Below are 24,461 nucleotides of genomic sequence, written 5' to 3' on the forward strand. Positions count from 1 at the left end.
CATGTGGCAGGCGGAAGTTCGCGTCGACCTCGACGCGATTCGCGAAAACGTGACGCGGCTGCGCGCCGGCACCGGTGCCGAGCTGATGGCCGTCGTCAAGGGCGACGGGTACGGCCACGGGATGCTCCCGGTCGCCCGCGCCGCTCTGGACGCCGGTGCGACGTACCTCGGCGTGTGCACGCTCGACGAGGCGCTGACGCTGCGCCGCGCCGGGCTGACCGTTCCCGTCCTGGCCTGGCTGCTCGCGCCCGGCCTGCCGCTGCACGAGGGCGTCGCGGCCGACATCGAGCTGAGCGCCGCCAGCCTCGACCTGCTCCGCGAGATCGTGGAGGCCGGTCGCCGCGCCGGCCGCCCGGCGCGCGTGCACCTCAAGCTCGACACCGGCCTCTCGCGCGGTGGCGCCACCGCCGCCGACTGGCCGGCGCTCGCCGAGGCCGCCGCGAAGGCACAGGCCGACGGCGAGATCGAGGTCGTCGGCCTGTGGAGCCATTTCGCGTACGCGGACGCGCCCGGCCACCCGAGCGTCGACAAGCAGCTGGCGGCGTTCCAGGAGGGTGTGGCGGTCGCCGAGCGGCTCGGTATCACCCCGCAGTACCGGCACATGGCGAACTCCGCCGCCATCCTCACCCGCCCCGACGCCCACTTCGACCTCGTACGGGCCGGCATCGCGATGTACGGCCTGTCGCCGGTGCCGGGTGAGAAGTACGGGCTGCGGCCGGCCATGACCGCTCGGGCTCGCGTGATCTTGAGTAAGCGGGTACCGGCCGGCGAGGGTGTCTCCTACGGCCACACGTACGTCACGGAGCGCGAGACCACGCTGGCGGTCGTGCCGCTCGGGTACGCCGACGGGGTGCCCCGGCACGCGTCCAACGCCGGCCCGATCGAGTTGGGCGGCCGGGTCCGCCGGATCGCCGGCCGGGTCTGCATGGACCAGGTCGTACTCGACTGCGGCGACGACCCGGTGGCCGCCGGTGACGTGGCGACCCTCTTCGGTGCCGGTGAGCATGGTGAGCCCACCGCCGACGACTGGGCCGAGGCGGTCGGCACGATCAACTACGAGATCGTCACGCGGTTTGGCAGTACCAGAGTCCCCAGGATCTACGACGGAGAGCGCGCATGAATCCGCGGACGAAGCGTGTCGGCCTGATCGGCGCTGTTGTAGGTGTGGCCGCCGCGGGTATCGCGGCGGGTGTGGCAACCGAGCGCGCGCTGGTGCGGCGCACCAAGCGCGGCACGCCCGATCCGTACCTGGATGAGGAGTTCGGCGACCAGGCGTACGACGAGTCGCTCACCGTCACCACCGCCGACGGCACCGACCTGTACGTCGAGGTGGTCGAGCCCGCCGATGGCATCGAGCTGGACGCCGGCTTCGCCGACGGGGAGACGGCATCCGAGCCGACCCTCGTCTTCGTGCACGGCTTCTGCCTCGACATGGGCACGTTCCACTTCCAGCGCAAGGAGCTCACCCGTCGGGGCGACTACCGCATGGTCTTCTACGACCAGCCGGGTCACGGCCACTCCGGCAAGCTGGAGGCCGGCGAGTACGAGCTGCCCGCGCTCGGCGAGGCGCTGCGCGCGGTGATCGACGAGACCGTGCCCGACGGGCCGCTCGTGCTGGTCGGGCACTCCATGGGCGGCATGACCATCATGGCGTTCGCCGAGCTGTACCCGGAACTGTTCGGTGACCGGGTGGTGGGCACCGTGCTGATGGCCACGTCGGGTGGGCGCCTGGAGGAGACCAAGCTCGGCCTGCCCGCGCTGATCGCCCGCGCCGGCGCGCCGATCATGCCGCTCGTCAACAGCGCCACGCGGCTCACGGGCGGTGCCATCGACCGCGCGCGCAAGGCGTCGTCGGACCTGGCCTGGCTGCTCACCAGGCGGTACGGGTTCGGCAACACCCGGCCGAGCCCGTCGCTGGTGTCCTATGTGGAAGAAATGAACTCGCGCACCACGGCCGAGACGGTCGCGCGGTACCTCCGGACGCTCTACACTCACGCGCGGTACCCGGCGCTCAGGGCGCTGCGGGCCACACCCACGCTGGTCATCGTCGGCGAGAAAGACATGATCACGCCGTTGACGCATTCCGAGGAGATCATGCGGCACCTGCCGGACGCCGAGTTCGTCAAGATCCCCGACAGCGGCCACGTCGTGATGCTCGAACACGCCGACGAGGTCAACGTCGCGCTGCTCGCGTTTCTGGAGAAGCTCGAAGGATGAGTCTGCGGTTTGCCACTGTCGAGGACACGCAGGAGTTTGGCCGGAGGCTCGGCGCGATCCTGCGCGCCGGCGACCTCGTGGTGCTCACCGGCCCGCTGGGCGCGGGCAAGACCGCGCTCACGCAAGGCATCGGGGCCGGCATGCGGGTACGCGGTGACATCACTTCGCCGACGTTCGTGATAGCCCGGGTGCATCGGCCCGACCCCGAGCGCGGTGGTCGGGTGGCTCTGGTACATGCCGACGCCTACCGTCTGGGCGCGGCGACCGACCCGCGCGCCGAGATCGACGACCTCGATCTGGACGCGTCGGTCGACGATTCGGTGACCGTGGTTGAGTGGGGAGAGGGCATGGTCGAGCAGTTGGCCGACGCGCACCTTCAGGTGCGCATCGACCGTCACGACGACGACGCGCGGGTTGTCGAGCTAACGCCGACCGGCGGCGACTGGGCCGCCCGGATCGAGGCGCTCTGATGGACCTGCTGCCCCTGCTGCCGGCGGCCTGGCGCACCGCCGTCGAGCCGCACCTCGATCTCGCCCGCACCGCCGAGCTGAGCACCTTCTGCGCCGCCGAGTACGCCGCGGAGACCGTGTATCCGCCGATCGAGGATCTCTTCTCCGCGTACCGGCTGTGCGCCCCTGAGCAGTGCCGCGTGCTGATTCTCGGGCAGGACCCGTACCACCGGGCCGGGCAGGCGCACGGGCTGAGCTTCAGCGTCCGCCCCGGCGTGTCCGTGCCGCCGTCGCTGCGCAACGTCTTCAAAGAACTGGCCGACGACCTGGGCGTCCCGGCACCGCGCACCGGCGACCTGACGGGCTGGGCATCACAGGGCGTACTGCTGCTCAACGCGGTGCTGACCGTGCGCCAGGGCAAGCCCGGCTCGCACGCGGGGCAGGGCTGGGAAGAGTTCACCGACGCCACGATCCGGGCACTCGACGGGCTGGACCAGCGGGTCGTGTTCCTGCTCTGGGGCAGCTACGCGCGCAAGAAGAAGGCTCTGGTGACGAACCCGGCGCACGTGGTGCTGGAGGCCGGCCACCCGAGCCCCATGAACCCGCGCGGATTCCTCGGCAGCCGCCCGTTCAGCGCCACCAACAAGGCCCTGACCGACGCCGGCTTACCCGAAATCACCTGGACCGCCCTCTAAGAGGAGGGCCGGCACGCCGCTCTCCCCGCCGATCAAGGGCAAAGACACGCGGTTGGATCTCTTTCCGCGTGCATTTGCCCTTGATCCATGCGGATCTCCTTGATCGGCGGGAGAGCCGCGCGGAGCGGCGGGAGAGCCGGGCGCGTCCGCGCGGCGTGCGGCGCCGGGCGCGGGTGGGCGTGGCCGCGCAGGGCCTCGTGGCCGAAAAGATAGGGTGCGTACTGTGCTCGTACTCGTGGTGGATTCGGCTACGCCGGCCGTGACCGCGGCTCTCGCCGAGGTCTCCGACGACGCGGTCGTGGTCCGCTCGCAGCGGCGTGCGGTCGATGCCCGGGCGCACGGTGAGCTGCTCGCTCCCGCCGTCGAGGCGGTGCTCGCCGAGGCCGGCGCCCGCCCCCGTGACCTCACCGCGATCGTGGCTGGCCTCGGGCCCGGCCCGTTCACCGGACTGCGGGTCGGGCTGGTCACCGCGGCCAGCATCGGGCAGACGCTCGACGTTCCCACGTACGGCGTGTGCTCACTGGACGCGCTCGGACTCCTCGACGGCAAGGTGCTGGTCGCCACCGATGCCCGGCGCCGGGAGGTCTACTGGGCGGTGTACGAGGACGGCACGCGGCTCACCGAGCCCGCCGTCGACCTGCCCGCGACCGTGGCGGGTCGAGCCGCCGAGCTGGGCGTTGCCGTGGCGATCGGCGAGGGCGCGCACAAGTACGCCGAGGTGCTCGGGGTGGCGGCGCGCGACGAGCCGCTCTATCCACCCGCGGCGGCGCTGGCCGCGCTGGCCGCTGACCGGGTGCGCGCCAAGGCGCCGGGCGAGCGGCTGACCCCGCTGTACCTGCGCCGTCCGGACGCGGTCGCGCAGTCCGTGCGCAAGCCGGTGTTGCCGTGACCCTGGAGCGGTTCCGCTGGTGGCACATCGACGAGGTGCTGACCATCGAGGCGGACCTGTTCGGCGCGGAGCAGTGGTCGGCCGGCATGTTCTGGAACGAGCTCGCGAGCGGCCACTACTACCTCGTCGCACGCGGCGAGGGCGGCGAGCTCGTCGGGTACGCGGGACTGGCCGTCCAGCCGCCCGACGAGGCGTGGGTGCAGAACATCGCGGTACGCCGCGACGCCCAGCGCCGGGGGATCGGGCGCATGATGCTGGAGGCGTTGCTGCGCGAGGCCGCCCGGCGCGGCGCGCGCAAGACGCTGCTGGAGGTCGCGGTCGACAACGCGCCCGCGCAGAAGCTCTACGCCGAGTACGGGTTCGAGCCGGTCGGCGTCCGCCGCGGGTACTACCAACCGAGCAACACCGACGCACTCGTGATGATGAGACGTGATGACTGAACCACTGGTACTGGGTATCGAAACGTCCTGCGACGAAACCGGCGTCGGTGTCGTGCGCGGCCACACGCTGCTCGCCGACGCGCTGGCGTCCAGTGTGGACGAACACGCCCGGTTCGGTGGAGTGGTGCCCGAGGTGGCGAGCCGCGCCCACCTGGAGGCGATCGTGCCGACGATGCAACGCGCGCTCGACGACGCGGGTGTGACGCTGGCCGACATCGACGCGATCGCGGTGACCGCCGGGCCAGGGCTCGCCGGTGCCCTGCTGGTCGGCGTGGCGGCCGCCAAGGGATACGCGCTCGCCGCAGAGAAGCCGATCTATGGCGTGAACCACCTGGCCGCACACGTCGCCGTCGACACGCTGGAGCACGGGCCGCTGCCCGAGCCGGCGATCGCACTGCTGGTCTCGGGTGGGCACTCGTCGCTGCTGCTGGTCGACGACCTGGCGGCCGGCGTGACGCCGCTGGGCGCCACGATCGACGACGCGGCGGGGGAGGCGTTCGACAAGGTGGCCCGGCTGCTCGGGTTGCCGTTCCCGGGCGGGCCTCCCATCGACCGGGCGGCACGGGAGGGCGACGGCGAGTCGATCGTGTTTCCGCGCGGGCTCACCGCACCGAAAGACCTGGCGAGGCACCGGTTCGACTTCTCGTTCTCCGGCTTGAAGACGGCGGTGGCCCGCTGGGTGGAGGCGCGCGAGCGGGCTGGCGAGCCGGTTCCGGTCGCGCACGTCGCGGCGTCGTTCCAGGAGGCGGTGTGCGACGTGCTCACGAACAAGGCGATCGACGCCTGCCGGGAGCGCGGTGTGGAGACGCTGGTCATCGGCGGCGGGGTCGCCGCGAACTCCCGGTTGCGGGCGCTGGCCGAGGAGCGGTGCGCGAAGTACGGCATCACCGTCCGCGTACCGCGGCCCAAGCTGTGCACCGACAACGGCGCGATGGTCGCGGCGCTGGGATCGCATCTTGTCGCTGCCGGGGTAGCGCCGAGCCGCCTGAACCTGCCCGCGGACTCCGCGATGCCACTGACGGTGGTGAGCGTGTAGTGTCCGGCGACGTGATCGTCCGGATGTGGGAAGTGCGGGCCGTGCCGGACCGGTTAACCGACATGATCACCTGGGTCTGTGACACCGCGCTGCCCGACATCGAGGTCAGCCCGTTGCACATCGCGAGCGAGGTGTTCTCCTCGACCGACCACCGGGTCGTGGTCATCTCGAAGTGGCGCAGTCAGCCAGTGGCGCTGCCCGAGCCGCCGGCCGGCTACGCCGCCCGCCCCCCGCACTCCTGGGACTTCACCCAGGTCGACCGCTAGCCGATCCTCCCGGCGAAGGCCAGCACGATCTGCTGGACCGCGGATACGTCGTCGCGCGCCACGAATGTGCGGCCTCCGGTCACCTTCGACACCTCGCCCAGCGCGTTGGCGTCGGCCTGCGGGCCGCACGCGATGCCGATGACGGGGAGTGGCCGGTCCGCCCGGGCAGCGCGTTTCAGCTGGGCGGTCAGCTGCGCAAGGGAGAGCCCGTTCTCGTCCTCGTTCTTGCCGTCGGTCATCACCACGAGCACGTTCTGCGCGTTCGGCTGCCAGGCCTGCTGCATCCGCAGGTACGCGGCGTAGATGGTGTCGTATAGGCCAGTGCCGCCACCGGCCTTCAGGCCCTGGACCGCGCCGGCTATCGCCTGGCGGCGCGGCACGCCGCCGACGGCCTCACTCGCGAGACCAGGCGGCACGAGCTCGCGGTAGTCGGTGGTCGGCGTCTGGTCGATCGAGAACGTCCACAGCCCGACCGTCGTCTGGTTGTTGAGCAGCCCGGATCCGGCGATCGCGGCTCGCTGTATGAGCTGGAGGCGGCTCTGGTTGGTGCCGGGCACGCTGTCGTTCATCGAGCCGGACGTGTCGAGCAGCAGCAGGGCGTTGTTGGGACGCTGGAGCACCGTCCACGTGCCAAGGAGTTGGGTGAGGCCCTCGGCGGTCAGGCCGCGTGACGGGGCGGTCAGCGAGGCGCGGAAGCCGTGGTCGGTCGCGAGCAGGGTCGCGCCGCCGACGGCGTGACCGGGGTCGCGGAATCCGGCCGCCTGGTACGCCCGCCGCCCGTCGGAGCTTTGGAGGAACGTGAGCAGGTCGGCCGCCGCGCGCCGCCGGGTGTCGTCGACCCATTCGGCACGCAGGATCGCGTACGGGTAGTCGGCGTACCCGATGCCCTCGCGCGGATACACGGGCACCAGCGGCACCCGCGGCTTGTTGGCGGCGTACTGCGCGAGCTCCCGCTCCAGTACCGGAAACGCGGCCGGCAGTGGGTTGTTGCCGCCGGTCTCGCTGAACCGGCGCATGAGTTCGGCCGGGTCGGCCGCGTTGATGGTGGTGAGCTGCGAGAGCGATAGGCCGCCGAAGAGCTCCTCGTTGCTCATTGTCTGGTCGTTGTTGGGGTCGAGGATGGTCAGGGCGGCGACCAGGCCGGCGCCCGATTTGGTCGGGTCGACCATCCCGATCTGCAACGGTCCCCACTCCGGATGGCCGTACTGCGCCCACGTCTTGCCGCCGCTGAACGCGCCGAGCAGCCCGGACCAGCCCAACTCCTCGCGCGGCCAGCCGAGCGCCTCGGCCATCGGGCGCTGCATCGCGATGACGGTGGGCGAACTGGCGAGACTCTGCGGGGCGGCCGTCGGCAGTACCGTGGCGGCGTCCTGACGCGCGGCGGCGAGGGTGAGCCAGGCGCTGAAGTCGGGCGCCCATACGTCGGGGCGCGGACCGTCGCGGCGTTCGTCCCAGCCGGGGCCGATCGTGGCCGCGACAGCGCTGGCGGGCATCGAGCGGACGGTGGCCGCGACGCACCGGCCGTCGACGTCGGGCCTGGTGGCGGTCCACTGGTCCGCGAGGCGGTTCAGGACGGGGAACTGGTCGGGTGACGACACGACCGTGAGGCGCACCGGATCACCGGTGCACCCCTCGTCGCCGGCGAGTTGGAGGTATCCGACGGTGCCTGCCCCCACGGCGACCGCCATCGCGGCACCGGCCGCCGCCAACCGCCCGGAATGACCCCCTCGGCGGTGTCGCAGAACAGTAGCCCCCATCGACTGCTCACCCCACATTGCGATGACGCTTGGCACATACACCGTTGCGCACAGTGCGCGAGGGTGACTTCTGGCCAGGTTGGTTGCACAGTGATACGAACATACGGGCTGTGGGGGATGGGTTGATGACCATCATGGTCACAATTCCGCAGGCCAATGGTCACATGTGGGGGCATCGCCAGTGACTCGAACGGTTGGCGGCCGTTACCGGCTGTATCAAATGTTGGCCAACGGTGACACCGGGGAGGTGTGGCACGCGGTCGACGTCGGCACCGAGCGTGCCGTCGCGGTGAAGCTGCTGTACCCGGATCTCGCCGCGGATCCGCGCCTGGTGGACCGATTTCTGCGCGCCCGCACGGAGTTGACCGCTCTGTGGCACCCGTCCATCGCTCGCCTGCTCGACGTGGTGGCGGATGGCGAGGTGCTGGCGCTGGTGACCGACCTGGTGCCGGGTACCGATCTGGGTCGCCGGCTGGCCGACTCGGGACCGCTGCCGCCCGCGCTCGCATCGTCGGTGGGCGCGTCGATGGCGGAGGCGCTCGGCGCGGCTCACCGGATGGGGGTGGTGCACGGCGACGTCAAACCGTCCAATGTGGTCATACCCCCGCCGGGCGAGGGCCCGGCGTGCCTGACCGACTTCGCGGTGGCATTGCTGGTACGCGCCGGCCGCCGTCACCCGGAACCCTTCGAGCGGCTCCGCTATCGGGCACCCGAGGTCACCGACGGGGCCGTCCCGACACCGCCGAGCGACGTGTACGCCCTGGGCGTGGTGCTCGCCGAGATGCTGCCCGACAACCCACCGCACCGATTGAGCCTGCTCGCCAACGCGTGCCTCCGAGACGACCCGGCCGCCCGCCCATCAGCCGCCGAACTCGGCGTAGAACTGGGTGAGCTGGCCGCCGGCCTGAGCGGCAGCAGAGCGGGGGAAGCGCCCCGACCGCTGCCGCCCGCGCGACCGTCGCGTCGGCGGCGTGCGAATGGCTCCCGGCAGGCGTGGCTCTTCGGTAGCCCGACCCGGCTGGTGGCCATCTTCGCGGTCGCGATGGCGATCGTGCTCGGCGCGTTCGTGGTCACCCGGTTCCTCGGCTCGGGAAACGCCGATACCGATCAGGGCGGATCACCCACGACCGGTGCGCCGGGCGGCGCCGCGTCGGTACCCGGAACCGCGGGGCCGTCGCAACCCACCGCGGCCGGCCAGTACAGCCGCGACGGTGGCGAGGCATTCATCCGGTACTGGTTCGACCTGCTCACGTACGCCCAGCGCAGCGGTGACACCACCGACCTCGACGAGGTCACCAACGACCGGTGCGGCGACTGCGGCACGGCGCTCACGACCATCCGCGACGTGTACGCCGAGGGTGGCTCACTGCGCGGCGGCGCGTACCTGGTGCGGCGCATCGCCACGAACAGCCTCTTCACGCTCGACCGCCCGATCTACGAAGCGACCGTCGACCGCAGCCCGCGCGCGACGCTCGACCGGTCAGGTGTGGAACGAGGCTCCCTGCCTGGCCTGACCGTGGCCAACTGCGTGCTGATCCTGGAATGGGCCGGCGACCACTGGCAAGTCCTAGACTTCACCTCCCGAGACTGCGTCGCCTAACCCACGCGCCGCGCGCCGCGCGCCGCGCGCCGCGCGCCGTGCGCTGTGCGGGCGCCGCTCGCCCTGCGCGCGCCGCGCCCCCTTTCCGTCGATCAAGGGCGAATGCACGTGCTTTGATCTCTTTTCCGCGTGCATTTGCCCTTGATCGATGCGATCTCCCTCGATCGGCGCAGCGGGAAGCTGGACGGACGTTTGGAATACGCGCGCTGCCACCTCCCTGCGCTTGCGCGGTGAGGGCCCTGCGTAGCGCGCAGCGCGCGCCCCCGTGCGCTGGGCGGCGCACACAGCCCAAGTGGCCCGCGGTGCGTAACCGGCAATCCGGTCAGGCGTCGGCGCCTCGCGGTGCCCGCGGGCACGCGCGGGTGATCTGCCTTGCCGCGGCGCCGGACCACCTCGCGCATGTCGCCGATCAAGGACATCTCCATGGATCAAGGGCGAATACACGCGGAAAGAGATCCAACCGCGTGCGTTCGCCCTTGATCGACGGAGGTCGGAGGCGGCGTGGCGACACGCCGTGTCGCGCTGGCCAGGCGGCGCCCGCGCGTGGATGGGAGATCAGAGCACGTGCGTTCGCCCTTGATCGGCGGAAATGGCGCCTGCCGGCGAGGAGCGGCCGCTGCGGAGAGGTCGTTCGCGGGCGGGCGTGCGCGGGCTGGGTGCGGTGCTGCAGGGCTTGCAAAGAACTCTTTGCAAGCATAGCGTTGCAAACATGTCTGCGGATCAGATCAGGCTCGACCCAAAGTCACTGCGCGGCGTGGCACACCCCTTGCGGGTACGCATCCTGGGGCTGCTCAGGCAGGACGGGCCGGCCACCTCGACCACGCTCGCTGACCGGCTCGGCCTGTCGACCGGCGCGACCAGCTACCACCTGCGGCAGCTCGCGGCGTACGGCTTCGTGGTCGAAGACACCGACCGCGGCGTGGGGCGCGAGCGCTGGTGGAAGGCCGCCCACCAGCGCACCATTCTCGAACCGGAGACGGTCATGGCGGCGCCCGCTGACGCGGAGGCGTACCTGCGAGCCGTCGCCGCCTCCTATGCCGACGAGATCGACCGCTGGCTCGGCGAACGGCCGGCACTACCGGAGGAGTGGCGGAACGGCAGCACGCTCAGCAACTGGACCCTCCGACTCACTCCGGCCGAGGCGGAAGCGTTGCGCAGGGAGCTCACGTTGCTCGCGGAGCGGTACCGGCGATTCGACGCGCCGGACGCGCCAGCCAACGCCCGGCCGGTGACCCTCCAGGTCCAGCTCATGCCGTTCGCCGGCAGTGAAGCGGACGGCGACGACGAATGAAGCGCGGTCTGATCGGGCTTTTCGTCGCCAAGGCGGTGTCAGCGGTCGGCACCAAGATGTCGTTCCTGGCCGTGCCGTGGTTCGTGCTGGTCACATCGGGCAGCGCGGCGCGCACCGGCTTCGTGGCGTTCGCCGAGATGCTGCCGTACGTGCTGGTCTGCGCGTTCGGTGGTCCGGTGATCGACAGGTTGGGCGCCCGCCGCATCGGCGTGATCGCCGACCTGGGCAGCGCACTCGCCGTCGCCGCGATCCCGATCCTGCACCGCGGCCCCGGCTTGAGCTTCCCGGTCCTGGTCGCCCTCGTCGCCGCGCTCGGGCTGCTGCGGGGCTTCGGCGACTCGGCCAAACGTGTACTGCTGCCGCGTGCGGTCGAGATCAGCGGCGTACCAATGACTCGCGCGACCTCCATCCAAGACGGCATCTTCCGGCTGTCGACCCTGCTCGGCGCGCCGCTCGCGGGCGTACTGATCGCGGCGTTCGACGCACCGACGGTCCTGTTGATCGACGCCGCGACATTCCTGGTCGCGTCCGTGCTGGTCGGGAGCCTGGTGCCGCGCGCGGAGAAGGTGGCCGGCGAGCCCTACCTGCGCGCGTTGAAGGCCGGCTGGAGATTCGTACGTCGCGACCGCCTGATACTCGCGGTCGCGCTGATGATCTTCATGACGAACCTGCTCGACCAGGCGTACGCGGCGGTGCTGATGCCCGTGTGGGGTCGCGACGTGGTCGGCTCGGTCACGGCTGTCGGCTTGCTGTGGGGGCTCTTCGGCGCCGGCGCGGTCGCCGGAAACGTGGTCTTCACGGTGCTCGCGCCGAAGCTGCCCCGGTACACCACGTTCGCGGTCGGCTTTCTGATCGCGGGTGCACCGCGGTTCGTGGTGCCGGCGCTGACCGATGAGGTCTGGATCGTCTGCGTGATGGCGGTGGTGAGCGGGTTTGCCATCGCGGGCGTCAACCCGGTGCTGGGCGCGGCGCAGTACGAGCGGGTGCCGAAGGAGATGCACGCCCGGGTGCTCGGTGCGTCGATGGCCATCTCCTGGGGCGGTATCCCGCTCGGCGGGCTGATCGGCGGCTGGGTCGTCGAAGAACTGAGCCTCACCGCCGCGTTCTGGATCTTCGGCGCCCTGTATCTGGCAACGACGGTGACGCCGTTCCTGCTGCCGGTCTGGAAGGAGATGGACGATCCCGTGTCAACGGGTGACGGCCATGAAGACGCCGAGCAGGATGAGGGTCACGGCGGCTATCGCGAAGATGAGCAGCAGGTCGCGCCGGCCATTGCTGGCGGTGGCGGCGGCAGTGGCCGGCGGCTCGGCGGGTAGATCCTGGGTGAGCGCCGCGAGCTGGCCGAGCGTGCGCGCGGTGTAGACCTCGCCCACCCGCTCGGAAAACTCTTCCAGAGTCAGCCGGCCGGCCTCGGCGTGCCGCTGGAGCGCGGCGACTACCTGTTGCCGGTCGTCGTCGGAGGCTCGCAACTCCACGCTCACGCCCTCAGCGTAGGCGACGCGACACGCCCGGACGGGCGCCGATCAAGGGCATTCGCATGGATCAAGGGCGAATGCACGCGGAAATGAGATCGAACCACGTGCATTCGCCCTTGATCGGCGGGGAGAGGGCGCCGCGGCGGGGCGCGCGCGGGGCGGGGCGCGGGCGCCGCCGGCGCGCGGGGCGCGGCCGCGCGGGGCGCGACCGCGCGGCGCGGTGGGGTGGGGTTAGGTTGAGAGGGGGTCGGCTAGGAGTTGTTCGAAGGCGAGCTCGGCGGCGCCTATCAAGGCGGCGTCTTCGCCCAGCTGGGGGGTTCGGAGGCGGACGCGTTCGCGGGCGGCGGGGAGCGCCATCGAGTTGAGGCGGCTGCGTACCTGGGCCGCCGCCGCTAGGTACAGCTCGCGGAGCGTACCGCCGAAGATGACCATCTCCGGGTTGAAGACGTTGACCAGGTTGGCGACGCCGAAGCCGAGCCAGTCGCCCACCTGGCGTACCGCGGCCTGAGCGCTGGCATCCCCCCGCGAGGCGGCGTCGACGACGGTGAGCATGCCGGCAGTACGCGTCGAGGGGTCTCGTCCGGCGGCCTTGAGCAGCGCGTACTCGCCGATCTCCGTCTCCCAGCACCCGCGCGAGCCGCAGCTGCACGGCCGGCCGTTCGGCTGTACGACCATGTGGCCGACCTGCCCGCCCTGGCCGGCGTGGCCGCTGAGTCGCCGGCCACCGACGATGATGCCGGCGTCGACTCCGGCGTCGCGGTGCAGGTAGATGACGTTGTCGCAGCCGACCGCCGTGCCCCGGGCGTGCTCCGCCAGGGCCGCGACGTCGCCCGCGTTGCCGGCGACGACCGGGCGCTCCACGCCCAGCTCGGTGGCCAGCGCGGCGGAGAGCGGGGCCGCGATCTGCTCGGTGGTGAAGGTCAGCCGGGGGAGTCCGTCGTCCCGGCGCATCATCCGGCACACGGAGACGCCACTGCCGACGTAGAGGGCATCGTCGGGCACCGAGTGGTGCAGTTCCTTGACGAACTCGGCCAGCAGAGGCACGGCGTCGGTCGCCGCCAGCCCGTGCGGGCGCTCGTCGACGCGCAGGTCGAGCACCTGGCCGCCGAGCCCGACGCGGGCGGCGCGGATCTGGTCGACCTCGATGCTGAACGCGTACGCGTAGACCCGCGACGACTCGGGCCGGACGACCAATGAAGGCCGCCCGGCCCGCCCGGTTTCTCGGGGCGCCGCCTCGGTCACCAGGCCCGCGCCCGCGAGGTCCGCGGTCAGCGCGCCGATGGTGCTGCGGTTCAGTCCCAGCTCCGACGTCAGTTCGGCGCGCGACGTCGGTCCATGGATGTGCACGTACCGGAGCAGAGCGCCGAGGTTCTGCCGGCGAACCTCCTCTTGACTCGGTCCGATGCGCATCGCTTATCGCGTACCGGTTGCCGCCGCTCGGCGCCTGGACAGTGCGTCGACGCCCGCCGCCAGCAGCAGCACCACGCCGGTGAACACGAACTTCTGGCCGGAGCTGAGCCCCATCAGGCCCATCCCGTTGTCGATGACCGCGATCACCGCGCCGCCGAGCAGCGCGTCGAGTACCCGGCCCTTGCCGCCGAAGAGGCTCGTGCCGCCGATGACCGCCGCACCGACCGCGTACAGCAGCACGTTGCTGCCGCCGGTGTTGGCGTCGACGGAGTTGGCTCGGCTGGCGGCGACGATGCCCCCGATCGCGGCCATGCCGGAGCAGATGACGAACACCGAGATGCGGATGCGGTCGACGCTGATGCCCGCCCGGCGGGCCGCTTCACGGTTGCCGCCGACGGCGTAGATGTGCCGGCCGTACGCGGTACGCCGCAGGATGAACGTCCAGATGATCAGCAGGGCGGCGATGATCGGTACGACGATCGGCACGCCCTTGAGCGAGACCACCACGACGTTGCGGCTGCGCTCCTGGTTGAGCACGAAGACCGCGATGCCGAGGATGACGGCCAGCGCCGCGATCCGGCCGACGGCTACCGCGAGCGGCTCGGTGACCAACCCGCGCGCGGCTCGCCGGCGGCGGCTGAGGAGCACCACGGCGGCGTACCCGGCGATGCCGATGATCGTGAGCACCCAGCCGAGCCACGGGACGATGTTCTTGTTGGCGATCGCGAGGATGACGTCGTCGCGGATGGAGACGTTCGTGCCGCCCTTGATCAGCAACAGCACGGTGCCCTGGAAGGCGAGGAATCCGGCCAGCGTCACCACGAACGACGGGATGCCGACTTTCGCCACGAGGAACCCGAGCACCAGGCCGATCACGACACCGGTCACGATCGCGGCGAGGACGGCGAGGTACCAGGGTGCTCCCTGCTCGGCCATGAGCTGGGCCAGGATGGCGGCGCACACCCCGCTCGCGAAGCCCGCCGAGAGGTCGATCTCGCCGAGCAGCAGTACGAAGATCAGGCCCATCGCGATGATGGTGACCGCCGCGCCCTGCGTGAAGAGGTTCGCGAAGTTGCCCGCGGAGAAGAAGACCGGCTTCATGATCGCGAAGAACACGCAGAGCACGATCAGACCGAGTACCGCCGGAAGTGCCCCGAGGTCACCGCCGCCTACCCGGCTCAGATAGTCGCGGATGTGGCTGCCGACCGTCGGTTTGGGTGCCACGGCGACCGGCTCGATGTGATGCGCGGTGGTGGTCATTGCTCGGCTCCCGGGGTCGTGAGGGTGTCGGCGTACTCGACCCCGTTGTCGATCTTCTCAGCCGCCAGGCCGAGGTCACCGCTGCGCCCCGCCGTGATCAGCTCGACGACCTGCGCGTGCGTCACGTCGGTGGTCTTGACCTGGGCCACCATCTGGCCGAGGTACAGCGCGGCGATGCGGTCGGACACCGCGAATACGTCGTTCATGTTGTGCGAGATCAGCACGACGGCGAGGCCCCTGTCGGCCAGCCGCCGGACCAGTTCGAGCACCTGGGCGGTCTGTGCCACGCCGAGCGCGGCGGTCGGCTCGTCGAGGATCACCACCTTGCTGTTCCACAGCACCGCCTTGGCGATCGCGACGGTCTGCCGCTGCCCGCCGGAGAGGCTGGAGACGTGCTGGCGCAGCGACTTGACGGTGCGCACCGAGAGGCCGGCCAGCGTCTCCGCCGCCATCTGCTCCATGGTGGGCTCGTCGAGCACCAGGCCGGAGCGCCGCTCGCGCCCGAGGAACATGTTCTGGACGATGTCGAGGTTGTCGCACAGCGCCAGATCCTGGTACACGACCTCGATGCCCAGGCCGGCCGCGTCACGCGGGCCGTGGATGGTCACCGGCTGGCCGTCGAAGAGGAACTCGCCCGCGTCGATCGGGTAGATCCCGCTGATGCACTTGACGAGTGTGGACTTGCCGGCGCCGTTGTCGCCGACCAGCGCGGTCACCTCGCCGGGCGTGACGGTGAGGTCGACATCTTTCAGGACCTGGACGGGACCGAAGCGCTTGTCGATCCCGCGCGCCTCCAGCAGTGGGGTGACGGACACGAGTGCTCTCCTTCGCCATGTGCGCCTGGGCGCCGCCCGGCGGTTGGGCCGGGCGGCGCACCGTGGCGTCTTTCTAGCTGACGCCCGCCTGCGTGCACAGGGTGGCGAAGTTGCCGGTGCACAGTTCGGCCTTTGTCACGAAGCCGTCGGCGACGACGTCCTTGACGGTCTCCTTGGTGATCGCCTTGGGCGTGAGCAGCACGGAGGGCACGTCGCGGTTGCCGTCGGGGTCCTTGACGGTCTGCGTGGTGTCCTTCTTCTCGCCCTTGGCGAGCCCGATCGCCAGGTCGGCGGCCGCGTCGGCCTCCTGCTTGATCGCCTTGTAGACGGTCATGCACTGGTCACCGGCGAGGATGTTCTGCAGGCCCTGGACGGTGGCGTCCTGGCCGGTCACCGGCACCTTGCCGTTGAGGTTGTTCTTCTTCAGCACGGAGATGACCGCGTTGCCGAGGCCGTCGTTCGCCGCGAGCACGCCGTCGATCTTGCCGCTCTTCTCGGTCAGCATCTGCTCGAAGATCGTGCCGGCCTGGGCGTTGTCCCAGTCGGGCACCCACTGGTCCGGACCCTGTACGTAGTCGCCCGAGGTGTACTTGGGCTTGAGTACCGAGTCGTAGCCCTCCTTGAAGAGGGTGGCGTTGTTGTCGGTCTGCGAGCCGTTGAGCTCGGCGACGACCGGCTTCTGCTTGTTCATGGTGGTGAGGCACTGCACGAGGCCCTCACCCTGGAGCTTGCCGACCGCCACGTTGTCGAAGCTGACGTAGTACTGGGCGGAGCCACCCAGGGTCAGCCGGTCGTAGTCGATCGTGGCGACGCCCTGCGACTTCGCCTTGTCGAGCACCGCCTTGCCGGTACCGGAGTCCAGGTTCACGATCATCAGGACGTTGACGCCGCTGGTGATCATCTGGTCGGCGATGGTCTGGAACTGGGTCTTGTCGCCCTGCGCGTTCTGGATGTCGTACTGCACGCCGGCGGCCTTGAACGCCTCTTCGAGGTACTTCCGGTCGGCCGTCTCCCAACGGGCAGACGAGGCGCTGTCGGGCAGGATGACGCCGATCTTCGCCGTCTTGGTGTCCGTGCCGCTTCCGCTGTCACCGCTTCCCGAGTCGTCGCCGCAGGCGGCGAGGGTGCCGGTGATCATCAGGCCAGCGGCGGCGATGGAGAGGATCCCTTTGCGCATCGCTCGGGTCCTTTCGATGGTGGGGTCAAAGGTGGGTGTCAGGTTGTTTTGTTGTGCCCGGCAACGTATTGCGGGCGGATGCGTCCGCACAAGGGCATCGAAGCCGCGAGTTTGTTGGCGGCGATAACAATTCTGCAACGTGATCGACATCTAACCGTCCGTCGCGCCAATTCCCTCGATCTAGGACATTAATCCCGATCGCGGGCGAAGATGTGCGGAAAGTTAAAGCGCGATCGTTGCCACGGTCGCGCCGGTGAGGCGGACCAGGTCGGCGGGCGCCAAGCGCACCTGCAGGCCACGGCGGCCCGCGGAGACGTACACCGCGTCGAGGCTCTCCGCCGACGCGTCGATGACGGTGCGAAGACGCTTGCGCTGGCCGAGCGGGCTGATGCCGCCGCGCACGTACCCGGTGGTGCGCTCGGCCACCGCACGGTCGGCCATGGTCGCCCGCTTGCCACCCGCGGCAGCCGCGAGCGCCTTCAGGTCCAGGTCGCCGGTGACCGGTACGACGGCGACGGTCAGGGCGCCGTCGACCTCGGTGACAAGGGTCTTGAAGACCTGCTCGGCGGGGACGCCCAGCGCGGCCGCCACCTCCGCGCCGTAGTTGGGGGAGTCGGGAGACACCGTGTACGGGTGGGTCGTGTGCGCCACCTTCTGCTTCGTCAGGAGCGACGTCGCCGGGGTTCCCTGCCCTGCCATGCCCTGACCCTACGGCGCGGGCGGGTACGGGGAAGACGCGGAGACAGGTGTCCCGGAAAGGAGCCCACCGGCGGGCCCTCCCCGAACAGGTGCAGCAGTGCGGCGACCGCTCGCTCGGCGGCCCGGCCATCGCCGTACGGGGACACCGCCCGCGCCATCCGTGCGTGCTCCCCGTCGTCGTGCAGCAGTTTCCGGGTCTCCGCCACGATGCGTTCCCGATCGGTCCCGACGAGCCGCGCGGTGCCCGCCGCCACCCCCTCGGGCCGCTCGGTGGTGTCGCGCATGACCAGTACCGGCTTGCCGAGGCTCGGCGCCTCCTCCTGTATGCCGCCCGAGTCGGTCAGCACCAGGTGGCTCCGGTTCATCAGGCGGCAGAAGTCGGCGTACCCGATCGGGTCGGTGAGGTGCACGTTCGGCAGTCCGTCGAGCGCCGGCAGGAGAGCCGCGCGCACGACCGGGTTGCAGTGTGCCGGCAGTACGAGCAGGACGTCCGGTTCGGCGGCTGCGATTTCCGCGAGCGCGGCGGCCACCTCGCGCATCGGGGCGCCCCACGACTCGCGGCGGTGCGCGGTCACGAGCACCACGCGGCGCGGGTCGCGGTCGAGTGCCGCGAGCCGCGCGTCCTGGTACCGGGTCGCGTGCCGCACCGTCCACTGCAGAGCGTCGATCACCGTGTTGCCAGTGACCACGACGCTGTCACCGCTGGCGCCCTCGCCGAGCAGGTTTCGGGCGGCGAGCGGCGTGGGTGCCAGGCGCAGCGCCGCGAGTTGGTCGATGACGCGCCGGTTGCCCTCTTCCGGGTACGGCGAGTCGATGGTGTTGGTGCGCAGTCCCGCCTCCAGGTGCACGACCGGGGTGCGGTGGTAGAAGGCGGCGAGCGCCCCCGCGAACGCGCTCGTGGCACCGCCCTGTACCAGCACGGCATCCGGCTCGCGGACGTCCAATATGGACTCCAGTCCCGCCAGCGCGAGCACGGTGATCTCGGTGAGGCTGGCGCCGTGCCGCATCACGCCCAGGTCGGCGACCGGGTTGATGTCGAAGTGGTCCAGCACCTGATCGAGCATGAAACGGTGCTGCGCGGTGCTCACCGGCAGGCAGTGGATGCGCGGATCACCGGCCAGCCGTTGGATCAGTGGCGCGACCTTGATCGCCTCGGGGCGGGTACCGAAGATGACCATCACGGAGTGCATAGGCTTACCCCATTTCAGGGGATTTGCGTATAACAACCGAAAGTTTATGATCCGTGACGCTCTGTGTCAGTCGGGCGTACAGACCAGAGAGGTCGGGCGCCCGGCCACCCGGGTCAGGACGACCGTCGCCGAATTGGGCCCGGTCAGCCGCAGGTCGCGGCGAAGCTGCTCGGGATCGAGGGCGGAGCCGCGTTTGAGGATCTCGAGCCGGCCGACGCCGCGATCGCGCAGCAGGGCCCGCAACCGCTTGAGCGAGAACGGCACCTCGTCCTGTACCGCCAGCCGCCGCGCGTATGGGGTGTCGATCGCGGTGTCGGTGTACACGTACGCGATGTCCGGATCGGCGAGCGTGCCGTCCACTGTGGAGGCGAACTCGGCCACCAGATGGGAGCGCACCACCGCCCCGTCCGGGTCGTACAGGTACCGGCGCACCGGCCCGACCGGTGCCCGCTCGTCACCGGTACCGGTGAGCACGGCACCGGAAGGCAGGAGGGTGGCCCGGCGGGGCACCTCGGCGAGCGGGCCGCACCAGAAGGCCGCCTCGACCACCTCACCAGCGACGCTGACCCATTCCGCCTCGGCGCCGGGCGGCACGAGCGAGTGGTCGATGCCGGGCGCCAGCTTGAGCACCACGTGCGGCACGCGCCCGGGCAGGGCGGCCACGAAGTCCCAGGGCGGCGAGTAGGCGGCCGGGTCGAACACGCGGCGGCCACCCTTGCGCCGGGCCGGGTCGCAGAACACCGCGTCGAAGCCGGTCAGGTCGACGGACGTCGCGTCGGCGCAGGTCACCGTCAGGTCGGCGAGCTCAAGAGCGGCGGCGTTGGCGGCGGCCACGCCCGCGGTGCCGGGGTCGGCTTCCACGGCGTACACCTTGATGCCGGCACGGGCGGCGGCGATCGCGTCCGCGCCGATGCCGCAACCGAGGTCCGCGAGGGTGCGCACCCCGGCGGCGCGCAACCGCGCCGCGCGGCGCCCGGAGACGATGGCGCGCGTGGCCTGTTCGAGGCCCGCGCGGGTGAAGAACATGCGCGCGGCGTCGGCGCCGAACTTGCCGGTCGCGCGGTGGCGCAACTCGGCCTGGGTGAGCGCGGCGGAGGCCAGGTCGGCGGGCACGCCGCGAGTGCGGAGCGTGGCCGCCGCCGCCAGTGGGTCGCCGCCGGCCAGCTCCGCCGCCGTCGCGAGCGCCCTTTCCCCTTCGGGGGTACGGAGCGCGTCGATCACCTATTGAGTCTGGCTGTGCTCGATCACGCTGTCGGGACCGGGGTACACCAGACTCTCGTGTCCGTCCGGGAACCGGACGAGGTAGGGCGGATGCCCCTCGGCGCCACGCACCTCGACGATCTCGGCGATCCGGTCGTGGGCGCCAACCGTGTTGCTGTGCACGTGCAAGCGGTCTCCGACTGTGGCGTGCATGTCTTCGCCTCCGCGGTTGGGCGGGCAGGTGCTTCCCCTGACAATGCCGTAAATCACCCCGCGCCGCCATCGGATCGTGTCGTGCTGGCACTCTCCTTGACGGAGTGCTAGCAGCCGGCATAACCTTCGGTTAGCACTCTCGTGTCGAGGGTGCTAGCTTTCGGGCACGCCGGCACCCGCGACGACGGCATCGCCCGGTGGCATGAGGCAGCGATTGACGCTGGCTGAAATGAATATGGCCGGCAACCAACAAGTACCCCAGGAGGGTATGCCCGTGACTACCGCGACCAAGGTTGCGATCAAGCCGCTCGAGGACCGCATTCTGGTCCAGGCGAACGAGGCTGAGACCACCACGGCGTCGGGCATCGTGATCCCCGACACCGCCAAGGAGAAGCCGCAGGAGGGCACCGTCCTCGCTGTCGGCCCGGGCCGTATCGACGACAAGGGCAACCGCATCCCGGTTGACGTCAGCGTCGGCGACACGGTTATTTACTCGAAGTACGGCGGCACCGAGGTCAAGTACGCCGGCGAGGAGTACCTGGTGCTCTCCGCCCGCGACGTCCTCGCGGTCATCGAGAAGTGACTGACTGAACGCTGACATCGCCCCGGGCCGCATTCGTGGTCCGGGGCGGTGCCGCTTGAAGGGATATTCATGGCTAAGATCCTGAGTTTCTCGGATGACGCCCGGCACCTGCTGGAGCACGGCGTCAACCGGCTCGCGGACGCGGTCAAGGTCACTCTCGGCCCGCGCGGGCGCAACGTCGTACTGGACAAGAAGTTCGGCGCCCCCACGATCACCAACGACGGCGTGACGATCGCCAAGGAGATCGAGCTCTCCAACCCGTACGAGAACCTTGGCGCGCAGCTCGTCAAGGAGGTGGCGACGAAGACCAACGACGTCGCCGGTGACGGGACCACCACCGCGACCGTGCTCGCCCAGGCCATGGTCCGCGAGGGCCTGCGCAACGTGACCGCTGGCGCCAACCCGGCCGGTCTCAAGCGGGGCATCGACGCGGCCGCCCAGGCCGTCTCCGAGGCCCTGCTGGAGAAGGCGGTCGAGGTCGCCGACAAGCGGTCCATCGCCCACGTCGCCACCATCTCGGCACAGGACGCCACCATCGGCGACCTGATCGCCGAGGCGATGGAGAAGGTCGGCCGCGACGGCGTCATCACCGTCGAAGAGGGCTCCACTCTCGCGACAGAGCTGGAAGTCACCGAGGGTCTCCAGTTCGACAAGGGCTTCATCTCCCCCCACTTCGTCACCGACCTGGACAGCCAGGAAGCGGTGCTCGAAGACGCGTACGTGCTCGTCACGACGCAGAAGATCTCCGCGGTCGAAGAGCTCCTGCCGCTGCTGGAGAAGGTGCTCCAGGCCAGCAAGCCGCTGCTGATCATCGCGGAAGACGTCGAGGGTCAGGCGCTGTCCACGCTCGTGGTCAACGCGATCCGCAAGACGTTCAAGGTCTGCGCGGTCAAGGCGCCCGGCTTCGGTGACCGGCGCAAGGCCATGCTCCAGGACATCGCCATCCTCACGGGTGGCGCGGTCGTGGCGCCCGAGCTCGGCTACAAGCTCGACGGCGTCGGCCTCGAGGTGCTGGGCCAGGCGCGGCGGATCGTCGTCGACAAGGACAACACCACCATCGTCGAGGGTGCCGGTCGCGACGACGAGGTCGCCGACCGCGTCGCTCAGCTCCGCAAGGAGATCGAGGCCAGCGACTCCGACTGGGACCGCGAAAAGCTCCAGGAGCGGCTCGCCAAGATCTCCGGCGGTATCGCGGTCGTCAAGGCCGGCGGCGCCACCGAGGTGGAGCTGAAGGAGCGCAAGCACCGCATCGAAGACGCGATCTCGGCCACCAAGGCCGCGGTCGAAGAGGGCACCGTCCCTGGCGGTGGCGCCGCGCTGGCGCAGATCCTCCCGGTGCTGGACGGCGACCTGGGCCTCAAGGGCGACGAGGCGGTTGGCGTCTCGATCGTCCGCAAGGCGCTCGTCGAGCCGCTGCGGTGGATCGCGCAGAACGCCGGTCACGACGGCTACGTCGTGGTCGAGAAGGTGCGCGAAGCGGCCTGGGGCACCGGCCTCGACGCCGCGATCGGCGACTACGTCGACCTGGCCGGCTCCGGCATCATCGACCCGGTCAAGGTGACGCGTAACGCCGTCACCAACGCCGCGTCGATCGCCGGTCTCCTGCTCACCACGGAGAGCCTCATCGTGGAGAAGCCGGAGAAGGCCGAGCCCGCCCCGGCGGGTGGCCACGGCCACGGTCACGGCCACCAGCACGGCCCCGGTTTCTAGACGCACTGTCTAACCGGTTTCTTACGTAGTCTCCCGCACCATCGGGTCCACCCCGAAGGTGCGGGAGACTTGCGTTTATGCGGGACTCGATACGTGGCGGGCTGATCGGCGTCGGCGCGGCCGCTGTCGCACTCGGAGTAGCCGAGGTCATTGCCGTGTTCACCGGCGCACGGAGCGCGCCTCTCGTGGCGGTGGGCGGCGTGGTCGTCGACCACGTGCCCGAGCCGCTCAAGCAGTTCGCCATCGACACCTTCGGCGTACACGACAAGACCGCGCTACTCTCCGGCACCGTCGTGCTGCTCGCCGCGTTCGCCGCGGCCATCGGGATCCTCGCGCTGCGCAGCTTCTGGTACGGCGTCGCCGGCATCGCCGCGTTCGGGCTGATCGGGGTCGCCGCCGCGCTGACCCGGCCGGACGCCGGCCCCGCAGCGGCCCTGCCCTCGCTGCTCGGCGCGCTGGTCGCTGGCGGGGTCCTGTGGGCGCTGATCGAGCTGCCCGACGTGGGCGAGCACGAGGTCGACCGGCGGCGGCTGCTCACCGGCGTCGCGCTGGCCGTGGGCGCGGCGGCGGTCAGCGGGTTCGGCGGGCGGTGGCTCGCCACCCGCCGCAGCGTGTCGGAAGCCCGAAACGCCGTCGTACTGCCAACGCCGGCCAGCCCCGCACCGGCTGTGCCCGCCGGCGCCGACCTGTCGCTGACCCAGCTCGCCCCGTACGTCACCTCGAACTCCGCGTTCTACCGCATCGACACCGCGCTCGTCGTGCCGCAGGTCGACCCGGTCGACTGGCAGCTGAAGATCCATGGACGGGTGCGCAGGCCCATGACGCTGACGTTCGAGCAGCTCCTCGCGCGACCCATGATCGAGCGGTACGTCACGCTGGCGTGCGTCTCGAACGAGGTGGGCGGCGACCTCATCGGCAACGCGCGCTGGCTGGGCGTACCGCTGAAGGACCTGCTCGACGAGGTCGAGCCGCTCGACGGCGCCGACCAGGTCGTGGGCCGGTCCGCGGACGGCTGGACGTGCGGCACGCCCACGGCCGTGCTGCGCGACGGGCGCGACGCCATGCTCGCCGTCGGCATGAACGGCGAGCCGCTGCCGGTCGAGCACGGATTCCCGGTGCGCGTGGTCGTGCCGGGCCTCTACGGGTACGTGTCAGCCTGCAAGTGGGTCACCGAGCTGGAGCTGACCAGCTTCGCCGACTTCGACGCGTACTGGGTCCCGCGCGGCTGGGCGGCCCAGGCACCCATCAAGACCCAGTCCCGCATCGACACGCCGCGCGGGCGGAACAACCTCGTCGCCGGGCCGGTCGCCGTCGCCGGTGTGGCGTGGGCGCAGCACCGAGGCATCGCCAAGGTGGAGGTACGAGTCGACGGTGGGCCCTGGCAGGCGGCCACGCTGGCCCGCACCGTCTCGATCGACACCTGGGTGCAGTGGTCATGGCAGTGGCAGGCGACCCGGGGCGAGCACACGCTCCAGGTACGCGCCACCGACACCGAGGGCGCGGTGCAGCCGGAGGAGCAGCGGCCACCCGACCCCGACGGTGCTACCGGGTGGCACTCTGTCGACGTTGAGGTGGAATAGCGGCTGCTGGCACCGACTTGTGCGGCTTGCCGAGCCGGGCCTCCAGGCGCTCGATGTCGACCCGCGTGCGGTACCGGTTGGCCAGGTCTTCCCAGCCCACCGCGAGCAGCCGCAGCCGTTCGGACTCGCTGAAGCCGCCCCACACGCCGTACGGCTCCCGTACGGACAGGGCGTGCGCCGCGCACTCGGCCCGTACCGGGCAGGCGCCGCACACCCCCTTGGCCTTCGCCTCGCGCTTGTTGCGGGTGGTTCCCCGCTCACCATCAGGGTGGAAGAACTGGGCGCTGTCCCGACCTCGACAGGCGCCAAGCAGTTGCCAATCCCAGATATCCGCGATGGGCCCAGGCAGTCTGCTCACGTTGGCCACTGCGCCCCTCCTCCCGACTCGCAGCCCTCGTACCCGGTCATGTCGGAGAGGAAACAACGAGCGACGGCCTCGATGAGAACTGTCGGGAAGTTTCAACTTCTTTAGCGCCAAAAGACCGTAATGATCACTTGGTTGCGTGGTC

General features: G+C 70.5%; 24 protein-coding genes and 1 pseudogene. 14 read left to right on the forward strand and 11 right to left on the reverse strand.

What is annotated here, in order from left to right; translation table 11 throughout:
• Window position 1: 1 nt before the first annotated feature.
• The 8 genes from alr (at window position 2) to QMG73_RS16300 (ending at window position 5,992) form a co-directional block, all read left to right on the forward strand.
• A complete protein-coding gene (gene alr / locus QMG73_RS16265; RefSeq protein WP_281896343.1) occupies window positions 2-1,120 on the forward strand; it encodes an alanine racemase in 1,119 nt (372 codons plus the stop codon).
• Window positions 1,117-2,217 carry an alpha/beta fold hydrolase gene (locus tag QMG73_RS16270; protein ID WP_281896345.1) on the forward strand — a complete coding sequence of 367 codons (1,101 nt, stop codon included), beginning with the start codon at window positions 1,117-1,119 and terminating at the stop codon, window positions 2,215-2,217. The genes alr and QMG73_RS16270 overlap by 4 nt, the downstream gene beginning before the upstream one ends.
• A complete protein-coding gene (tsaE, locus tag QMG73_RS16275) occupies window positions 2,214-2,687 on the forward strand; it encodes a tRNA (adenosine(37)-N6)-threonylcarbamoyltransferase complex ATPase subunit type 1 TsaE (protein WP_281896347.1) in 474 nt (157 codons plus the stop codon). The genes QMG73_RS16270 and tsaE overlap by 4 nt, the downstream gene beginning before the upstream one ends.
• Window positions 2,687-3,361: a uracil-DNA glycosylase gene (gene ung / locus QMG73_RS16280; RefSeq protein WP_281896348.1), complete on the forward strand. Its 675-nt coding sequence runs from the start codon at window positions 2,687-2,689 to the stop codon at window positions 3,359-3,361. The genes tsaE and ung overlap by 1 nt, the downstream gene beginning before the upstream one ends.
• A gap of 223 nt (window positions 3,362-3,584) precedes the next feature.
• Entirely contained in the window at window positions 3,585-4,250 is a 666-nt protein-coding gene (tsaB, locus tag QMG73_RS16285) for a tRNA (adenosine(37)-N6)-threonylcarbamoyltransferase complex dimerization subunit type 1 TsaB (protein ID WP_281896350.1), read from the forward strand.
• The gene (gene rimI, locus QMG73_RS16290; RefSeq protein WP_281896352.1) at window positions 4,247-4,690 is read left to right on the forward strand and encodes a ribosomal protein S18-alanine N-acetyltransferase; all 444 of its coding nucleotides are present in this window, start codon (window positions 4,247-4,249) and stop codon (window positions 4,688-4,690) included. The genes tsaB and rimI overlap by 4 nt, the downstream gene beginning before the upstream one ends.
• Window positions 4,680-5,726, forward strand: a complete 1,047-nt coding sequence (gene tsaD, locus QMG73_RS16295) for a tRNA (adenosine(37)-N6)-threonylcarbamoyltransferase complex transferase subunit TsaD (RefSeq protein ID WP_281896354.1) — start codon at window positions 4,680-4,682, stop codon at window positions 5,724-5,726. The genes rimI and tsaD overlap by 11 nt, the downstream gene beginning before the upstream one ends.
• A gap of 11 nt (window positions 5,727-5,737) precedes the next feature.
• Window positions 5,738-5,992, forward strand: a complete 255-nt coding sequence (locus tag QMG73_RS16300) for a hypothetical protein (RefSeq protein WP_281896358.1) — start codon at window positions 5,738-5,740, stop codon at window positions 5,990-5,992.
• On the opposite strand, the gene QMG73_RS16305 is transcribed toward QMG73_RS16300, so the two are convergent.
• Complete coding sequence (locus QMG73_RS16305; RefSeq protein ID WP_281896360.1) at window positions 5,989-7,680, reverse strand: substrate-binding and VWA domain-containing protein; 1,692 nt, start codon at window positions 7,678-7,680, stop codon at window positions 5,989-5,991. The two genes, QMG73_RS16300 and QMG73_RS16305, sit on opposite strands and share 4 nt — an antisense overlap.
• Before the next feature lie 289 nt (window positions 7,681-7,969).
• Between QMG73_RS16305 and QMG73_RS16310 the strand changes: the two genes are divergently transcribed.
• The 3 genes and pseudogenes from QMG73_RS16310 to QMG73_RS16320 all read left to right on the forward strand — a co-directional run.
• Window positions 7,970-9,349, forward strand: coding sequence for a DUF6318 family protein (locus QMG73_RS16310; protein WP_281896361.1), 1,380 nt, complete (start codon window positions 7,970-7,972; stop codon window positions 9,347-9,349).
• Window positions 9,350-10,058: 709 nt separating this feature from the next.
• A complete protein-coding gene (locus QMG73_RS16315; RefSeq protein ID WP_281896364.1) occupies window positions 10,059-10,640 on the forward strand; it encodes a winged helix-turn-helix domain-containing protein in 582 nt (193 codons plus the stop codon).
• Window positions 10,637-11,806 (forward strand): annotated as a pseudogene (locus QMG73_RS16320) (MFS transporter); the annotation flags it as partial. The gene QMG73_RS16315 and the pseudogene QMG73_RS16320, both read left to right, overlap by 4 nt.
• A gap of 21 nt (window positions 11,807-11,827) precedes the next feature.
• Here QMG73_RS16320 and QMG73_RS16325 read toward each other — a convergent pair.
• The 9 genes from QMG73_RS16325 to QMG73_RS16365 all read right to left on the reverse strand — a co-directional run bounded on the left by QMG73_RS16325 (window position 11,828) and on the right by QMG73_RS16365 (window position 20,079).
• Window positions 11,828-12,121, reverse strand: coding sequence for a DUF1707 SHOCT-like domain-containing protein (locus QMG73_RS16325; RefSeq protein WP_281896366.1), 294 nt, complete (start codon window positions 12,119-12,121; stop codon window positions 11,828-11,830).
• 225 nt (window positions 12,122-12,346) lie between these two features.
• Window positions 12,347-13,525 (reverse strand): ROK family transcriptional regulator, encoded by a 1,179-nt coding sequence (locus tag QMG73_RS16330; RefSeq protein WP_281896368.1) that lies wholly within the window; start codon window positions 13,523-13,525, stop codon window positions 12,347-12,349.
• A gap of 3 nt (window positions 13,526-13,528) precedes the next feature.
• Window positions 13,529-14,785 (reverse strand): sugar ABC transporter permease, encoded by a 1,257-nt coding sequence (locus QMG73_RS16335; RefSeq protein ID WP_281896369.1) that lies wholly within the window; start codon window positions 14,783-14,785, stop codon window positions 13,529-13,531.
• A complete protein-coding gene (locus QMG73_RS16340; RefSeq protein ID WP_281896370.1) occupies window positions 14,782-15,600 on the reverse strand; it encodes an ATP-binding cassette domain-containing protein in 819 nt (272 codons plus the stop codon). The genes QMG73_RS16335 and QMG73_RS16340 overlap by 4 nt, the downstream gene beginning before the upstream one ends.
• Window positions 15,601-15,673: 73 nt before the next feature.
• Window positions 15,674-16,777 (reverse strand): sugar ABC transporter substrate-binding protein, encoded by a 1,104-nt coding sequence (locus QMG73_RS16345; protein WP_281896373.1) that lies wholly within the window; start codon window positions 16,775-16,777, stop codon window positions 15,674-15,676.
• Window positions 16,778-16,999: 222 nt separating this feature from the next.
• On the reverse strand, window positions 17,000-17,476 hold the full coding sequence (ybaK, locus tag QMG73_RS16350) for a Cys-tRNA(Pro) deacylase (protein ID WP_281896375.1): 477 nt from the start codon (window positions 17,474-17,476) through the stop codon (window positions 17,000-17,002).
• Window positions 17,440-18,666, reverse strand: a complete 1,227-nt coding sequence (gene wecB, locus QMG73_RS16355; protein ID WP_281896378.1) for a non-hydrolyzing UDP-N-acetylglucosamine 2-epimerase — start codon at window positions 18,664-18,666, stop codon at window positions 17,440-17,442. The genes ybaK and wecB overlap by 37 nt, the downstream gene beginning before the upstream one ends.
• Before the next feature lie 66 nt (window positions 18,667-18,732).
• Window positions 18,733-19,887, reverse strand: a complete 1,155-nt coding sequence (locus QMG73_RS16360) for a THUMP-like domain-containing protein (protein WP_281896381.1) — start codon at window positions 19,885-19,887, stop codon at window positions 18,733-18,735.
• Window positions 19,888-20,079 carry a DUF1918 domain-containing protein gene (locus QMG73_RS16365; RefSeq protein WP_281896384.1) on the reverse strand — a complete coding sequence of 64 codons (192 nt, stop codon included), beginning with the start codon at window positions 20,077-20,079 and terminating at the stop codon, window positions 19,888-19,890.
• Window positions 20,080-20,347: 268 nt separating this feature from the next.
• Between QMG73_RS16365 and groES the strand changes: the two genes are divergently transcribed.
• The 3 genes from groES (at window position 20,348) to QMG73_RS16380 (ending at window position 23,952) form a co-directional block, all read left to right on the forward strand.
• Window positions 20,348-20,662 carry a co-chaperone GroES gene (groES, locus tag QMG73_RS16370; protein WP_121399825.1) on the forward strand — a complete coding sequence of 105 codons (315 nt, stop codon included), beginning with the start codon at window positions 20,348-20,350 and terminating at the stop codon, window positions 20,660-20,662.
• Window positions 20,663-20,731: 69 nt separating this feature from the next.
• Window positions 20,732-22,372 carry a chaperonin GroEL gene (gene groL / locus QMG73_RS16375; RefSeq protein ID WP_281896386.1) on the forward strand — a complete coding sequence of 547 codons (1,641 nt, stop codon included), beginning with the start codon at window positions 20,732-20,734 and terminating at the stop codon, window positions 22,370-22,372.
• A 77-nt stretch (window positions 22,373-22,449) separates the two neighbouring features.
• On the forward strand, window positions 22,450-23,952 hold the full coding sequence (locus tag QMG73_RS16380; protein WP_281896388.1) for a molybdopterin-dependent oxidoreductase: 1,503 nt from the start codon (window positions 22,450-22,452) through the stop codon (window positions 23,950-23,952).
• On the opposite strand, the gene QMG73_RS16385 is transcribed toward QMG73_RS16380, so the two are convergent.
• Window positions 23,915-24,319, reverse strand: coding sequence for a WhiB family transcriptional regulator (locus QMG73_RS16385; protein WP_281896389.1), 405 nt, complete (start codon window positions 24,317-24,319; stop codon window positions 23,915-23,917). The genes QMG73_RS16380 and QMG73_RS16385 overlap by 38 nt on opposite strands.
• Between the last annotated feature and the right edge of the window lie 142 nt (window positions 24,320-24,461).

The sequence above is a fragment of the Phytohabitans aurantiacus genome (genome assembly GCF_027923225.1).
GTDB lineage: Bacteria > Actinomycetota > Actinomycetes > Mycobacteriales > Micromonosporaceae > Phytohabitans > Phytohabitans aurantiacus.